The sequence below is a fragment of the Rhodoferax sp. genome, assembly GCF_039922535.1.
Lineage (GTDB): Bacteria > Pseudomonadota > Gammaproteobacteria > Burkholderiales > Burkholderiaceae_C > Rhodoferax_B.
This window is the reverse complement of record NZ_JBDTEM010000084.1, coordinates 1-15793: the sequence shown is the minus strand read 5'-3', so window position 1 is coordinate 15793 and position 15793 is coordinate 1. Positions and strand designations below refer to the sequence as shown.

Sequence of the window (15793 nt, the reverse complement as noted above, 5' to 3'; positions counted from 1 at the left end):
CCCATGACAGATTACGCCCCGCTCGATGCCTGGATTGACCAGCATTTCGACGAAGAAGTCGCCTTTTTGCAAGAGCTCATCCGCGTCCCCACCGATACCCCGCCCGGCAACAACGCCCCCCACGCTGAGCGCACCGCCGTGCTGCTGGAGGCCATGGGCTTGGCGGTCGAGAAACACCCCGTGCCCGCCGATGAAGTTACCGCTGTAGGTATGGAGTCCATCACCAACCTGGTGGTGCGCCGCCACTACGGCGCGGGCAAAACCATTGCCCTAAACGCCCACGGCGACGTAGTTCCCCCCGGCGACGGCTGGACCCACGCGCCCTACGGCGGTGAAATCGCCGACGGCAGCATCTTTGGCCGCGCCACGGCGGTCAGCAAAGGCGACTTCGCCAGCTTTACCTTTGCCGTGCGGGCACTCGAATCCCTGGGCATGCCACTCAAAGGTGCGGTTGAATTGCATTTCACCTACGACGAAGAATTTGGCGGCGAACTCGGCCCCGGCTGGCTGCTCAAAAACAAAATCGTGCAGCCCGATCTGATGATCGCCGCAGGCTTCTCCTACCAGGTCGTTACCGCCCACAACGGCTGCCTGCAAATGGAAGTGACTGTGCATGGCAAGATGGCCCATGCGGCCATACCGACCAGCGGCGTAGATGCGCTGCACGGCGCGGTGCAAATTTTGAACGCCTTGTACGCGCAAAACACCTTGTACCAGCAGGTCACGTCCAACGTGGAAGGCATCACCCACCCTTACCTGAACGTGGGCACCATCCAAGGTGGCACCAACACCAACGTGGTCCCCGGCAAAGTCAGCTTCAAGCTCGACCGCCGCATGATCCCCGAAGAAAACCCGGTCGAGGTCGAAGCCAATATCCGCAACATCATTGCCGATGCCGCCGCCAGCCAGCCGGGCATCTCGGTAGACATCAAACGCCTGCTGTTGGCCCGTTCTATGCAGCCCCTGCCCGGCAACCAGCCGCTGGTGGATGCCATCCAGAAGCATGGCCTGGCGGTGTTTGGCGAGGCTATTCCGGCTATGGGCACGCCCCTGTACACCGACGTGCGGCTGTATGCAGAGGCAGGCATTCCCGGCGTGATCTACGGTGCGGGCCCACGCACCGTGCTCGAATCGCATGCCAAGCGCGCCGACGAACGTCTGAGCCTGGAAGACCTGCGCCGCGCCACCAAGGTCATAGCCCGCACGCTGGCCGATCTGCTGGCATAAATCCATACATCGTTTGCATGAACATAGGTAGTCTCCACGGGGACTATCGGGCTTTGCTTGGGGTAGGCTTACACACCTGACCCCATTTTTCGCAGCCACAACACCAAAGAGGACACCCAGCCAATGGCACAAGACATTTCCCCCGCAGAAATGGCGCTGCGCGACGCAGCCCGCGAATACCACTGCACCCCCACCAAGGGGAAAATCTCGGTCAACGCGACCAAGCCGCTGTCCAACCAGCGCGATCTGTCGCTGGCCTACTCGCCCGGCGTGGCCTATCCCTGTCTGGATATCCAGCGCGACCCGTCTTTGGCGGCCGAATACACCTCGCGCGGCAACCTGGTCGGCGTCATCACCAACGGCACAGCCGTGCTGGGTCTGGGCAATATCGGCCCGCTAGCTTCCAAGCCGGTGATGGAAGGCAAAGGCTGTTTGTTCAAGAAATTCGCCGGTATCGACGTGTTCGACATCGAACTAGCCGAAAACGACCCTGACAAGCTGGTGGACATCATCGCCGCCATGGAGCCCACGCTGGGTGGCGTCAACCTGGAAGACATCAAAGCCCCCGAGTGTTTCTACATCGAACAAAAGCTGCGCGAACGCATGAACATCCCGGTGTTCCACGACGACCAGCACGGCACGGCCATCATCTCGTCGGCCGCGCTGCTCAACGGCCTGGAGCTGGTGGGCAAGAAGATCGAAGACGTGAAAGTGGCGGTTTCCGGTGCCGGTGCCGCAGCCATCGCCTGCCTGGACGTGATGGTCGGCCTGGGCGTGCAAACCAAGAACATCTTCGCCTGCGATTCCAAAGGCATCATCTACCAAGGCCGCCCCGGTGGTTTTGACGCGTCCAAAGAGCGCTACGCCCAAGATACCTCGGCCCGTACGCTGGCCGACGCGGTGAACAATGCCGACGTGTTTTTGGGTTGCTCCGCCGCCGGTGTGCTGACGGCAGAGATGGTCAAGACCATGGCCGCCAAGCCCATCATCCTGGCGCTGGCCAACCCCGAGCCCGAAATCCGCCCCGAACTGGCCAAGGCCGTGCGCCCCGATTGCATCATTGCCACCGGCCGCTCGGATTACCCGAACCAGGTCAACAACGTGCTGTGTTTCCCGTACATCTTCCGCGGCGCACTCGATTGCGGCGCGACCAAGATCACCGAAGCCATGAAGCTGGCTTGCGTGCGCCAGATTGCCGACCTGGCCAAGGCCGACATCAGCGAAGAAGTGGCCGCCGCCTACTCCGGCAAAGAGCTGGTGTTTGGCAGCGAATACCTGATCCCCACGCCATTCGACTCGCGCCTGATTCTGCGCATCGCCCCCGCCGTGGCCAAGGCCGCCGAAGAATCTGGCGTGGCCACCCGTCCCATCCAGGACTACGAGGCCTACCGCCAAAGCCTGATGCGCTTTGTCTACCAAACCGGCATGGTCATGCGCCCGGTGTTCAGCAGCGCCAAGGCCGTGCCCGCCGGAGGCAAGCGTGTGGCCTATGCCGAAGGCGAAGACGACCGCGTGCTGCGCGCCGCCCAGGTGGCCGTAGACGAAAACCTGGCCCACCCGATTCTGATTGGCCGCCCCGCCGTGATTGAAGCGCGCATCCTCAAAGCCGGGCTGCGCATCCGCGTGGGTGTGGACGTGGAAGTGGTCAACCCCGAAGAAGACACCCGCTTCCGCCAGTACTGGGAGACGTACCACAAGCTGATGGGCCGCCGCGGCGTATCGCAAGATGTGGCCAAGGCCGCCGTGCGCCGCTCCAACACCACCATTGCCGCGCTGATGGTGCGCCTGGGCGATGCCGATGCCATGCTGTGCGGCCTGCTGGGCCGTTACGACGGGCATCTGGAGCACATACGCAACATCATCGGCCTGAAAAAAGGTGCCTCCGGCTTTGCGGCGCTGAACGCCTTGCTGCTGGACACGCGCACCTTATTCATCACCGACGCATTCGTGAACGAGGAGCCCACCGCCGAGCAACTGGCCAGCATCGCAGTAATGGCCGCTGACGAAGTCACCCGTTTCGGCCTGCCGCCCAAGGTGGCGTTTTTGTCGCACTCCAACTACGGCTCGTCAGAACGCCCATCGGCCCGCAAGATGCGCACCGCGCGTGAACTGTTTGCCGCCATGGCCCCGGACATCGAGTCCGACGGCGAACTGCAAGGCGATGCCGCCCTGTCGCAACCGATGCGCGAAGCCGCCTTGCTGGATAGTGATGCCAGCCTGCACGGTGAAGCCAACCTGTTGGTCTGCCCCAACCTGGACGCGGCCAACATCCTGTTCAACGTGCTGAAAGTGACGGCAGGCCATGGCGTGACCGTCGGCCCCATCCTGCTGGGTGCAGCCGCTTCGGCACACATCCTCACGCCCTCGGCCACCGTGCGCCGGGTGGTGAATATGACGGCCCTGGCCGTAGCCAACGCAGCCACTTTGCACAAGTAGGCCGCGGCCCTCCCCCCCAAAAAAAGCGCACTTTTATAGTGCGCTTTTTTATGGGCGTGGCACCTTTATTGCTGTAACGTCCGGACACCAATTTGGAGCATCCCGATGAAAAAACGCAGCTTTCTGCACACCACCCTCGCCAGTGCCGCCCTGCTGCTGGCCGCCCCCGCCTTCGCCCAGACCACCCCCATCAAATTCCAGCTCGACTGGCGTTTCGAAGGCCCGGCAGCGCTGTTTTTGACCCCCGCCGCCAAGGGTTACTTCAAGGATGCCAAGCTGGACGTGACGATTGACGCAGGCAACGGCTCGGGTGGCGCAGTCACCCGCGTGGCCTCGGGGGCCTACGACATGGGTTTTGCCGACCTTGCCGCGCTGATGGAGTTCCACGCCAACAACCCCGACGCGCCCAACAAACCAGTGGCGGTGATGATGGTCTACGCCGACACCCCGGCCTCGGTGATGGTGCTGAAAAAGTCCGGTATCAAAACCCCCGCCGACCTGAGCGGCAAAAAACTCGGTGCCCCGGTGTTCGACGCGGGCCGCCGCGCCTTCCCCATCTTTGCCAAGGCCAACGGCATCAGCGGCGTGCAGTGGACCAGCATGGACCCGCCGCTGCGCGAAACCATGCTGGTGCGCGGCGACGTGGACGCCATCACCGGCTTTACCTTCACCTCGCTGCTGAACCTGGAAGCCCGCGGCACCAAGGCGGAGGACGTGCTGGTCATGCCCTACCCGCAGTTTGGCGTAAAGCTGTACGGCAACGCCATCATCGCCTCGCCCAAGCTCATCAAAGAGAACCCGGCCGCCGTCAAAGCCTTCCTGCAGGCCTTTGCCAAGGGCATGCGCGAAGTCATCGCCCGGCCCGCCGTGGCCATCGAAGACGTGAAAGCCCGCGACGGCATCATCAACGGCCCGCTGGAGCTGCGCCGCCTGAACATGGCCATCGACACCGCCATCAACACCCCCAACGCCCGCGCCGAAGGTTTCGGCCAGACCACCCCGCCCCGCCTATCGCTGATGGCCTCGCAGGTGTCGGATGCGTTTGCCACCAAAACCCGGGTCAACCCCGACGCGGTATGGAACGGCAGTTTCCTGCCCGGTGCCGCCGAGCTGAACGTACTGCCGGGCAAGAAGTAGTCACTACAGTTTTCATAGCTGCTCACGCTTATAGGATAAGCGCTAGCGGCCTATTTCTTATAAATTTGTGAACACACCTCCTTTTGTAGATTTCTCGGATGTCTGGCTGGCCTACAACGACACGCTGCTGGCGCAAAACCAGTTTGCGGTGGAGGCCATCGACCTGCAGGTGCAGCAGGGCGAGTTCATCGCCATCGTCGGACCGTCGGGCTGCGGCAAGTCCACCTTCATGAAGCTGGCCACCGGGTTGAGGATGCCTTCCAGGGGGCGTATCCGCATCGATGGCCAGCCGGTCACCGGGCCGCTGAAGATATCCGGCATGGCGTTCCAGGCCCCGTCGCTGCTGCCGTGGCGCACCACGGTAGACAACGTGCTGCTGCCGCTGGAGATCGTGGAGCCCTACCGCAGCCAGTTCAAGACCCAGCGCAAGGCCTACGTGGAGCGCGCCCGCCAGTTGCTGCAAAAGGTGGGGCTGGGCGGCTATGAAGACAAATTCCCCTGGCAGCTCTCCGGCGGCATGCAGCAGCGCGCCAGCATTTGCCGCGCCCTCATCCACGAGCCCAAAATGCTGCTGCTCGACGAGCCCTTTGGCGCGCTCGATGCCTTCACCCGCGAGGAGTTGTGGTGCATCCTGCGCGACCTGTGGACCGAGCAGCGCTTTAACGTGATTTTGGTCACGCACGACCTGCGCGAGTCGGTGTTTCTGGCAGACACGGTCTACGTGATGGGCAAGAGCCCGGGCCGCTTCATGCACAAACAGCACATAGACCTGCCCCACCCGCGCGACCTGGAGCTGACCTACACGCCCGCGTTCACCGACATCGTGCACGCGCTGCGCGGCCACATCGGCAACTTCCGCAAGGCCACGCCATGAACCCCAAAACCCTGGAACGCGCATCGCCCTGGGTGCTGCTGGTGCTGATCCTGCTGCTGTGGCAGGGCATTTGCACCGTGTTTAACGTGTCGGAGTTCATCTTCCCCAGCCCCTGGCGCATCTGGACGCAGCTGGTCGAATTCAAGGGCCCCATCGCCGCCCACGCCTGGCGCACTTACTGGGTGACGATGGCCGGTTTTGGCCTGGCGATTGTGGTGGGCGTGCTGCTGGGCTTTGTGGTGGGCAGCTCGCGCCTGGCCTACGCCGCCATCTACCCGCTGATGACGGCCTTCAACGCCCTGCCCAAGGCCGCGTTTGTGCCGATTCTGGTGGTGTGGTTTGGCATCGGCACCGGGCCAGCGATCCTCACGGCATTTTTGATCAGCTTCTTCCCCATCATGGTCAACATCGCCACCGGCCTGGCCACGCTGGAGCCCGAGCTGGAAGACGTGCTGCGCGTGCTGGGTGCCAAGCGCTGGGACGTGCTGGTCAAGGTGGGCCTGCCGCGCTCCATGCCCTACTTTTACGGCTCGCTCAAGGTGGCCATCACCCTGGCGTTTGTGGGCACTACGGTGTCGGAGATGACCGCCGCCAACGAAGGCATTGGTTATTTGCTGATCTCGGCCGGCTCCAGCATGCAAATGGGCCTGGCCTTTGCCGGACTGATGGTGGTGGGCGCGATGGCCATGGTGATGTACGAGTTGTTTAGTTATATCGAAAAACACACCACCGGCTGGGCACACCGGGGGTCTCAGAACGACTGAGAGGGTAGCGGCACGCCACACGCCGCAGAGGCCTTTTTTTAGATCTCCAAATGGGTGCTTGTGCTTATCTAATGGGCATATCGTGCTATTTTTTTACCATCAAAAGAGAAGCATCCCCGCCGTCGCGCGCGTGCTCTGGCCCCGATTGGCAGATTGAAGATTTTGGGAGCTATCGCATTTGAAGGGCTTCAAAATGGATAGCAGCCTGTACATTCGCTACAGGCACTAGAGTCCTATTTGACTGCCTAATTACTGGTGGCGCTGGTGGAATTTTTTGACTTGAAGGACAAGACGCAAGGCTTGAACTTGACTCGCCTTTAGACTTGACCCTGACTCCCTTTGACCCGTTGGGTGGGCAGAGAGTGGGGATTTGACTGTTTTTTGAGGGAAGGGCGAAACTTGGCCCCGTGCCGGTTTTAGACGTACCGGCAAAAACAAAGCTCTCCACAACACCTTTTGTTAACTCTAGCTACTCCTTGCGACTCCACGGAACTGACAGCTAGATAACCCACACACCTTTACTCTGACCGCAAAAAATGAAAATACGAGACCTGGCCGCTGCTATTCATGTCGCTATTGCCGCACTTTTAGTATGCCCATCGTTGCACGCCCAGAACATACTCAACGATGGCGGTGCCTCCAGTACACCGGATGACTGGCTACTCGCCGGAAGAGGTTCACGATGGTGGTATCAAACACAGCCCAGCATCTCGCCGGTGATACTGCAAAAAGGGACACCCACCAACTCTGAGCAGGTAGTAATCGACCGTGCACGTACCTTGTTCGCAAACAAACCAGCCAAGGCCATTGTGCTTATGGATGGCAATAAAGTGCTTTATGCTGAACTCAAGGCTCCAGCCGATGATGACTCGTATTTCAGCGGGTTTTCGATAGGCAAGACGGTTACGGCTATGGCAGTGGGACAAGCAATCTGCGCAAACAAGCTGAAATTTGAAACCAAAGTGAGTGAAGTAATTCCAGAGTTGAACGGCAAAGCGTTGGGCAATGCCTCGGTACATGACTTACTTCGCATGGCTTCTGGTTCCGCTGAACCTAAAGGGGACAGCAATATGTGGACACCAACCCAGTTTGAGCAATGGAAACAAGGCGACCTCAACCTACTCTCGTTGGTTACTGAAGACAGAGTTTCCAAGGCTGCCAGGGGCGTTTTTTCCGAGTACAAACCCGGTGAATACTTCTCATACAAAAGCACTGATCCGTATGTCCTTGGCATTATGGTCACCCGGGCTACAGGCATTGAATTCAACCAGTGGATTCAAGCCAAAATTCTCGACCCGATGGGCGCGGCCAAGCCAGGGGTTTACCAACAGGACAAAGAAAAGAACCCACTATCGGACAGCGGGCTACGCTTGCGCCTGGAAGACTGGATGCGGTTTGCCCTCTGGGTCAAACGTAGTTCGAAGGAGCCAGGTTGTTTCGGAGATTTCGTCCGTGCGGCCACCACTACGCAGATACCTAACGGCAGCGGCCCGAATAGCCGTAAAACGGGTAAGCTGTTTGGCGGTTATGGCTATCTCACATGGACGGAAAACGTTATTGCTCCCAAAACTGCATGGGCCAGCGGAATCGGTGGACAGAGGATCTCATGGCACAAGGACAGTGACCGCATGGTCTTGGTCTTCTCCAACATAGAAAACTGGATGTCAGAAATTTACGCGCTTGGCAGGGACTGGAATCAACTTGGTAACTAATCGTCTGTGACCGATAGCCTTTTGCCTTTTCTCCCCAAATCACCCAACAAGTAACCTAAAAAACTAACAGTCAAATTGGCCTCTCGTGCTTATTTCACAAGCATAAGCAGCTACTTATTTTGTAGCAATTCGGGTGTGCCGCACTTTGAAGGGTAGCCAAAGGATGCCAGGGTCGCCCATTCGTGGTTATCGCGGTTCAGCCTTTGCCAGGCTGATGGTGCTGGGCGCACCGGGGGTCTCAGAACGAATGAGTAGGTCGTTGCGCGCTACGCCTCCCAGGGGTTTATGAAGGGCACACGGGCTGCCGCATAAGGCGCGGTATCGCGTGAAGCCACGGTGTAGCCGCGCGAAGCCGCTATGGCGGCAATGTAGCCATCAGGCGTTGGAAAACCGCGTCCACTGGTCTTGGCCGTCACCGCCAAGTCGGCATAGCGCCGTGCGGCATCGGTGTCAAATGGCAGCACCCGATTGCGGAACAAGCCCAGCAGACCGTCCAGGGCCTGCGCCAGCATGTCCTTGCGCTTGCCCGCTGGCAGTGCCGCGATGCCAAACAGCAGCTCGGCCAGCGTCACACTCGACAGGTACAAGGTTTCGGCGGCTTGGGCGTTCAACCAGGCCCGCACGGCCGGATGCGGCTCGGGCTTCATCGCTTCGGAAACGACGTTGGTGTCCAGGACGATCATTCAAACCCCAGCGGCACGGCAGGAGTCTTATCGCGCACCCGCTCAAAAACCTCGAAATCCGCATTGGTAAGGCCAATGTCCCGGCTCAATGCCGCAAGCGCTTCACCCAAGCGAACACGCGATTCCGGCTTGACAGCGATAGCCAAAATCTCCCGCACCTCGGCCTCGGTGCTGCGCCCATGCAGAGCGGCCTGCATCCGCAACGCCCGGTGCACGTCGTCAGGCAGGTTACGTACGGTCAACATCGCCATAGCATCACCTCGTTAAATTGCATTCGATGCAGTCATTTTATATATTTGAATGCGAATTGACAAAAATGTGGCAGCGGTGGGGGTACAAATTGCTGATTTACTCCCAAATTGATAGCTTTTTGTGCAAGTGGAATAAGCACAAGAGGCATATTTGGCTACTAATTTTTGGGCGATGTATTGGGGTGATTTTGAAGAGACGGGCAAGACTTAGTACCCCCCCCCCGCTATTGCCCCCTGCGTCGACCCAAAAACCGGATTTATTCGTGAAGCGGGTCTATAAACAGCCGGGACTTGACACGCACCGGGGCTCACAAGGTGACTGAGTAGTATCAGACTAAACCGCTGCGTATTGATGTTGATCAAAGCAGCGCGCGCCGGTGTTGCGTATGCTCCGGCCACCGTTGCTTTTGACGGAGGCAGTCCGCCGGTATTCCCCCTGGGGAGCATCGGCAGGAGATACCCAAAATGACCCACCCACGACGCGTTTTCCTCATGGCCATTGCGGCCACCAGTGCAGCTATTTCGACAGGCGTACGTGCCCAGGCCAAGGTCGATGAAAAAGACCCCCAGGCGGCGGCACTGGGCTATGCCGCCGACACCACCAAGGTCGATGCCAAAAAGTACCCCAACCACGCCGCCGCCCAGATGTGCGGCAACTGTGCGCTGTACCAAGGCAAACCGGCAGATGCCGCCGGTGCCTGCCCGCTGTTTGCAGGCAAAGTGGTTGCCAGTAAAGGCTGGTGCAGTGCCTGGGCCAAGAAGGCCTGATGCCCCCTGCCCCATTCAAGGGTAACAAGCAGTCCTTGCCCAGCAAGCCCTGCGCGGCCTGCGGCAGGGCCATGACCTGGCGCAAACGCTGGGCCAAGACCTGGGCCGAGGTGAAGTACTGCTCAGATGCCTGTCGCAAAACAAAAAATGCTTAGAAACCTGGTCATCGTGCTGGGCGACCAGCTCGATAACACCTCCAGCGCCTTCGACGGGTTTGACCCCGCCCAAGACGCCGTGTGGATGGCCGAGGTGGCCGAGGAGTCCACCCACATCTGGTCCAGCAAGCAGCGTATTGCGCTGTTTCTGGCGGCCATGCGCCACTTTGCTAAAGGCCTGCGCGATGCAGGTCTGCCGTTGCATTACACCCGGCTAGACCAGCCCGACAACCGGGGCAGCTTGGCGGCCGAATTGCAATTTGCTATTAAAAATCTAGCTGCTCACGCCCTAGTCATAAGCGGTGCAGGCGATTTTCGTGTGTACCAATCGATCCGAGCCGTGGCCAAACAGGCCGGTGTGCCGCTGGACGTGCGCGAAGACCGCCACTTTTTTGCTACCGTGCGCCAGTTCGCCGACCACGCCCAAGGCCGCAAGTCGCTGCGCATGGAATATTTCTACCGCGAAATGCGCCGCCGCCACGGCGTGCTGATGGACGGCGACCAGCCCACCGGCGGCCAATGGAACTTCGATGCCGAGAACCGCGAAGCCTTTGGCAAAACCGGCCCCGGCTCGGTGCCCGCCCGCACCACGTTCGCGCCCGATGCCACCACGCAAGAGGTGATTGACCTGGTCAACACCCGCTTTGCCAGCCACCCCGGCACGCTAGATAGCTTTGCCTGGCCCGTCACCCGCGCGCAGGCGCTGCAGTCGCTAGATGCCTTCATCCAAGAGCGCCTGCCGCTGTTTGGCCGTTACCAGGATGCCCTGTGGCCGGGCGAGGCCTGGCTGTACCACTCGCACCTGTCGGCAGCGCTGAACCTCAAGCTGCTCAACCCGCGCGAAGTGGTGGCCGCCGCCGAGGCCGCCTACCACGCCGGTGCGGCACCGCTGGCCTGTGTGGAAGGCTTCATCCGCCAAATTCTGGGCTGGCGCGAATACGTGCGCGGCATCTACTGGACGCAAATGCCCGGCTACGCCGAGCGCAACGCCCTCAACGCCCAGGAGGCCCTGCCCGCCTGGTACTGGACCGGCCAGACCGACATGGCCTGCCTGCGCGATGCCATCGGCCAAACCCTGGCCCACGGCTACAGCCACCACATCCAGCGCCTCATGGTCACCGGCCTGTTCGCCCTGCTGCTGGGCGTGCAGCCACAGCAGGTGCACGCCTGGTACTTGTCGGTGTATGTGGACGCGGTGGAATGGGTGGAGCTGCCCAATACCTTGGGCATGGCGATGTACGCTGACGGCGTCAAGGATGGAGAGCGGTCCGTTGGCCACGGCCCGATGGCCAGCAAACCCTACATCGCCACCGGCAAGTACATCGAACGCATGGGCAGCAAACAGCACTGCGCGGGCTGCCGTTTTGATCCGGCCCAGCGCGAAGGCGAGCGTGCCTGCCCCTTCACCACGCTGTACTGGGACTTTTTGGCGCGGCACGAAAAGCTGCTGGCCGCCAACCCGCGCATGGCGCTGCAGGTCCGCAACCTGGCCCGCCTGAGCGACACCCAAAAACAGGCCGTGGCCGAGCGCGCCGCCGCCATCCGCAGCGGTGCCGTAGGGGCCAGCACATGAGTTTTGAGCCCACCCTGGCCGCCGCCCTGGCCCGCATCTCCGCCGTGCGCCCCGCCGACTACGCCCGTAGCCGCAACGCCATCGCGGGTGCCGTCACCGGCCTGTCGCCCTACATCACCCACGGTTTTGTCACCCTGCCCGAGGTGCTGGCGGGCGTGGCGGCGCGGCACCGGCTGGACGTGGGCCACAAGTTTGTCTTCGAGCTGGGCTGGCGCGCGTACTTTCGCCACGTGTGGCAGCACCTGGGCACGGGCATCCTGCAGTCGCTGCACGAGGGGTTGCTGCCTAAAAACGCCTACGCAGCCGAGATGCCCGCCGACATCCGCCAGGCCCGCACCGGCATCCCGGCCATCGACACCGCCGTACGTACGTTGTACGCCACCGGCTATCTGCACAACCACGCCCGCATGTGGCTGGCCAGCTACATCGTGCACATCCGCAAAGTACATTGGCGCGCCGGGGCCGACTGGATGCTGGCCCACCTGCTCGACGGCGACCTGGCCAGCAACCACCTCAGCTGGCAGTGGGTGGCGGGCACCGGCAGCACCAAACCCTACCTGTTCAACGCCGAAAACGTCGCCAAATACGCCCCGCCCGACTGGCACAGCCCCGGCAGCGTGATCGACACCAGCTACGCCGCGCTAGATGCCATCGCCCGCAGCCCGCGCGCCTTGGCGGGGCTGCCCGCAGCAGAAGGCTTGGACGAGCCCGCTGTGTCCTCCACCCCGCCGCACGCCACCGCGCCCGATGCCGCGCTGGTCGCGGGCCGCGACGTGTGGCTGGTCCACCCCTGGGCGCTGCGCCTGCCGCCCGACCTGCCCGCCCACACGGTGTGCATCGGCATCTACCTTGCAGAATTCCATAGCACCTGGCCCTGGAGCGATAAGCGCTGGGGCTTTGTGGGAGCCCGCATGGCCGAGCTGACCACGGCCCGCTGGCACGCCGACACCGCCACGCTGTTACAGGCCTTGCGCAGTGCGCGGTCGGTGCGCACTGTGGCCGACCCGCACATGGACCTGCGCGCCCTGGCCCAGGTGCAGCCCGCGCCCATGCTGTTTGCCGAAGTCGCCCGCCCCTGCACCTCGTTTTCGCAATGGTGGACGCGCACGACGCGCGGTGTCTCCGAGTTGCACGACCTCCCCGGACTGGCAGGCCTGTCTGCCGGTCCGCTGTTTGACATCCCCCCAGAAAGTGAACCCCATGACGAAGACATCCCCCCAGATAGCCCTGGTCACCGGCGCACGCGGTGGCATAGGCCGTGAAGTCGTCGCCCAGTTGCGCCAGGCAGGCCACAGGGTCGCCGCAGTAGGCCGCGATGCCGCCACGCTGGCCGACGTGGCAGCCGATGCCCTGATTGCCGCCGACACCACCACCCCCGAAGGCACAGCAGAAGCCATCGCCGCCTGCATCGCCCAGCTCGGCGGCCCGCCCACGCTGCTGGCCCACTGCGTCGGCAGCACGCTGATTGCCCCCCTGCACCGCAGCACGGCGGCCCAGTACCGCGAAGTCATGCGCATCAATCTGGACAGCGCCTTCTTCATGCTGCAAGCCTGGGTGGAAGCCCTGCGCGTGGCCAAGCTGCAAGGCTCGGCGGTACTCGCCTCCAGCGTGGTGTCGCGCATCGGCGTGGCCAACCACGAAGCCATCGCCGCCGCCAAAGGCGGCATCGAAGCCCTGGCCCGCAGTGCCGCAGCCACCTACGCCCCGCTGGGCCTGCGCGTCAACGTAGTCGCCCCCGGCATGACCGACACCCCTATGACCGCCAGCATGCTGCGCATGGACGCGATGCGCGAAGGCGCGGGCAAGCAATATCCGCTGGGTGGCGTACAAACCGCTGTGCAGGTGGCGGACGCCATGGCCTGGCTGCTGTCCGATGGGGCGGCGCGCATTACGGGGCAGGTGATTGCCGTCGACGGCGGATTCACCACCGTGCGTCCCTTGGTGAAGTAGGTTTAGCCACTGGCGGCGATTGCTATATATTAAATAGCTACTTGTGCTTATGCAATAAGCGCTAGAGCCCTATTTTTCATAAAATTCCCGCGCAAAGTAGCGTGGCGCAGTCATCGGCGGCATCCAGCCTTCAGACCGTATCGAAGAAGCCGCACACCTGGTTGCGGCCCTTGTTTTTTGCCCGGTAGAGCGCCTGGTCGGCCTGATCGAGTAGCGTGTCCAGATTGGTCAGACCATTGGACAGGAGGGTTACTCCGATGGATACGGTAAAGCGCACCGGCAAGCCTTGTGCTAGCGGCACACTTGCGGCTTCAATGGCCTGGCGCAGGCGCTCGGCTATTGCCATGGCCTGCGCTTGGTCTGCGTTGGGCATGGTGACCGCAAACTCTTCACCACCAAGGCGACCGATCACGTCCAAGTCTCTCAGTTGCTTGCGGCAGACGGCGGCCACCATCTGAATCACCGCGTCGCCAACCTGGTGGCCATGGGTATCGTTGATGCGCTTGAAGTGATCGATATCGAGCATCAGCAGCGACAGTGCGCCGCCATGGCGCGAGGTGCGCGACAACTCGGTCTCGGACAGCTGCATAAAGTGCCGCCGGTTATTCAGGCCTGTCAGCACGTCGGTATGCGCCATGCGCGCCAACTCCAGTTCGATCATCTTGCGGTCGGTGATATTGCCGTGCGCCACCAGCACATGGCCACTGTCGCCAGGGAAGCGCTGGACCCGGGCAAAAAAGAAGCGCTGCTCGGTCGGGCTGTCACACGGATACTCCACAGAAAACTGGTCGCGCTCTCCCGCCAGTACCGCCGCCAGACCTTTTGCCATCAGCGGGGCTTCGGTCGCATCCGCACCGGCTGCCGACTCGCACACCTGTAGATAGTTGGTGCCCAGCGCATAGTTAAGGGGCTGGGAGCCGCCATAGTTCGCGTCGTAGAAATCGCGCCATGCCTGGTTCACTGCAATGATGGTGCCCGTTTTGTCGAGCACACAGATCGTCTCTGGCACCGTGTCGATGATGCTCCTGGCAAACTTTTCAGACTCCATAACGGCAAGCTGGGCGCGCTTGAGCTCAGAGAAGTCGGAGATCAGCACAAAAAACCCTTGCCCCCGTCCATCTTGCACATCCGGCACGTATTGAACCCAGACAAACACGATGCGCCCATCGGCCTTGGTCATGGTGCGCTCGAACTGCTGCTTCTCACCGCGCAACGCGGCCTGGACCATCGGTTCATTCTTGGCAAACAGAGCCTCGCCGAACAGTTGTTGCAGCGAGATGCCGTCCATCTGCTCAGGCGTTTTACCGTAATACGCTTGGTAGCTGGCATTCGAAAACAGACACACCAAGTCGGCATTCCAGTAAGCAATAAGTCCTGGGACGTTGTCCGTCAGCGTGCGCATAAAGCGCTCACTGGACCGTAGCCGATCGGCCTGCAACTTCATTAACAGGTGGGTGTGCACCCTGGCCCGAAGAACGGTCTGGTGGAAGGGCTTGGTGACGTAGTCCACCGCACCCAGTGCAAAGCCCAGCGCCTCATCGGCCTCATCCCGTTGCGAGGTAATGAAGATGATGGGTATATGCCGTGTGCCGCTGTCGGCCTTCAGTCTCCGGCACACTTCATAGCCATCCATACCCGGCATCACCAGGTCCAGCAAGACCAGATCTGGCAAATTGGTATGGCATTGGGCAATGCCCTGCTCGCCATCCATGGCCATGTAGATGTCACATTCGTCTTTGAATATCTCGCCGACCAGGCGGATGTTGATAGTCTGGTCATCGACGACCAAAATTCTCGGGCGAATGCCCGAAGTACGCAGCAGCTGGTGGTACGCCGTTTCCATTTAATGCAAGCTTTCCAGCAATGATTGGGCAAATTTTTCGGCAGCGCTAAACTGCAATCGTTCGGTGGTATCGAGCAACTCCTGCACCCGCTTTTTATCGTCGCCCGAGGTCAAACCCAATAGCTCCTGCGTCATGTCGATGGCGCGCAGATTACCGGCGCGCAGCAGGGTCTGAATCTCCAGCAACCGGGTGGCAAGTTCCTCTGGCGGTGTGGCGACTTCGCCCGTTGCAGAAAATGTTTCTATCTTGGCAGGATCACGGGGCATGGTGGCGCTGAGTGCTGCATCACTGCGGTCTATCAGACCCGTAAAGGCCACGAGGGTCTCCTGGGAGAAAAGCAGCTCTAGCGCAATGCCTGGTTCGGTCTTGGCGCGGTGCTCCAGGTCGGCAGCCAACCTGGCCAGCGCCGCAGCCCCGAC

Annotated in this window: 15 protein-coding genes; 11 read left to right on the top strand and 4 right to left on the bottom strand. The window is 61.3% G+C overall.

Annotation, left to right across the window (positions count from 1 at the left end; all coding sequences use genetic code 11):
* Positions 1–3 precede the first annotated feature (3 nt).
* The 6 genes from ABI213_RS03625 to ABI213_RS03600 all read left to right on the top strand — a co-directional run bounded on the left by ABI213_RS03625 (position 4) and on the right by ABI213_RS03600 (position 8150).
* Entirely contained in the window at positions 4–1227 is a 1224-nt protein-coding gene (locus tag ABI213_RS03625) for an ArgE/DapE family deacylase (RefSeq protein WP_348008914.1), read from the top strand.
* A gap of 123 nt (positions 1228–1350) precedes the next feature.
* Positions 1351–3663 carry an NADP-dependent malic enzyme gene (locus ABI213_RS03620; RefSeq protein WP_348008913.1) on the top strand — a complete coding sequence of 771 codons (2313 nt, stop codon included), beginning with the start codon at positions 1351–1353 and terminating at the stop codon, positions 3661–3663.
* Between the two features lie 105 nt (positions 3664–3768).
* A complete protein-coding gene (locus tag ABI213_RS03615) occupies positions 3769–4800 on the top strand; it encodes an ABC transporter substrate-binding protein (protein ID WP_348008912.1) in 1032 nt (343 codons plus the stop codon).
* Between the two features lie 67 nt (positions 4801–4867).
* Entirely contained in the window at positions 4868–5674 is an 807-nt protein-coding gene (locus ABI213_RS03610; protein ID WP_348008911.1) for an ABC transporter ATP-binding protein, read from the top strand.
* Positions 5671–6438 carry an ABC transporter permease gene (locus ABI213_RS03605; protein WP_348008910.1) on the top strand — a complete coding sequence of 256 codons (768 nt, stop codon included), beginning with the start codon at positions 5671–5673 and terminating at the stop codon, positions 6436–6438. Before ABI213_RS03610 ends, ABI213_RS03605 begins: the two co-directional genes overlap by 4 nt.
* A gap of 536 nt (positions 6439–6974) precedes the next feature.
* Entirely contained in the window at positions 6975–8150 is a 1176-nt protein-coding gene (locus ABI213_RS03600; RefSeq protein WP_348008909.1) for a serine hydrolase, read from the top strand.
* A gap of 266 nt (positions 8151–8416) precedes the next feature.
* Here ABI213_RS03600 and ABI213_RS03595 read toward each other — a convergent pair whose 3' ends face one another.
* A complete protein-coding gene (locus ABI213_RS03595) occupies positions 8417–8833 on the bottom strand; it encodes a type II toxin-antitoxin system VapC family toxin (RefSeq protein ID WP_348008908.1) in 417 nt (138 codons plus the stop codon).
* Positions 8830–9084 carry a plasmid stabilization protein gene (locus ABI213_RS03590; protein ID WP_348008907.1) on the bottom strand — a complete coding sequence of 85 codons (255 nt, stop codon included), beginning with the start codon at positions 9082–9084 and terminating at the stop codon, positions 8830–8832. The genes ABI213_RS03595 and ABI213_RS03590 overlap by 4 nt, the downstream gene beginning before the upstream one ends.
* A gap of 465 nt (positions 9085–9549) precedes the next feature.
* Between ABI213_RS03590 and ABI213_RS03585 the strand changes: the two genes are divergently transcribed.
* Genes ABI213_RS03585 through ABI213_RS03565 form a run of 5 tightly spaced genes read left to right on the top strand, consistent with a single transcriptional unit; the run spans position 9550 to position 13530 of the window.
* Positions 9550–9852 carry a high-potential iron-sulfur protein gene (locus ABI213_RS03585; protein WP_348008906.1) on the top strand — a complete coding sequence of 101 codons (303 nt, stop codon included), beginning with the start codon at positions 9550–9552 and terminating at the stop codon, positions 9850–9852.
* Positions 9852–10007, top strand: a complete 156-nt coding sequence (locus ABI213_RS03580; protein WP_348008905.1) for a DUF2256 domain-containing protein — start codon at positions 9852–9854, stop codon at positions 10005–10007. Before ABI213_RS03585 ends, ABI213_RS03580 begins: the two co-directional genes overlap by 1 nt.
* Complete coding sequence (locus ABI213_RS03575; protein ID WP_348008904.1) at positions 10000–11580, top strand: cryptochrome/photolyase family protein; 1581 nt, start codon at positions 10000–10002, stop codon at positions 11578–11580. Before ABI213_RS03580 ends, ABI213_RS03575 begins: the two co-directional genes overlap by 8 nt.
* The gene (locus tag ABI213_RS03570) at positions 11577–12842 is read left to right on the top strand and encodes an FAD-binding domain-containing protein (RefSeq protein WP_348008903.1); all 1266 of its coding nucleotides are present in this window, start codon (positions 11577–11579) and stop codon (positions 12840–12842) included. Before ABI213_RS03575 ends, ABI213_RS03570 begins: the two co-directional genes overlap by 4 nt.
* Positions 12781–13530, top strand: a complete 750-nt coding sequence (locus ABI213_RS03565; protein ID WP_348008902.1) for an SDR family oxidoreductase — start codon at positions 12781–12783, stop codon at positions 13528–13530. Before ABI213_RS03570 ends, ABI213_RS03565 begins: the two co-directional genes overlap by 62 nt.
* 130 nt (positions 13531–13660) lie before the next feature.
* Here ABI213_RS03565 and ABI213_RS03560 read toward each other — a convergent pair whose 3' ends face one another.
* Positions 13661–15373 carry a diguanylate cyclase gene (locus ABI213_RS03560; RefSeq protein WP_348026133.1) on the bottom strand — a complete coding sequence of 571 codons (1713 nt, stop codon included), beginning with the start codon at positions 15371–15373 and terminating at the stop codon, positions 13661–13663.
* On the bottom strand, positions 15374–15793 hold a 420-nt coding region (locus tag ABI213_RS03555), incomplete at its 5' end, for a hypothetical protein (protein ID WP_348026131.1).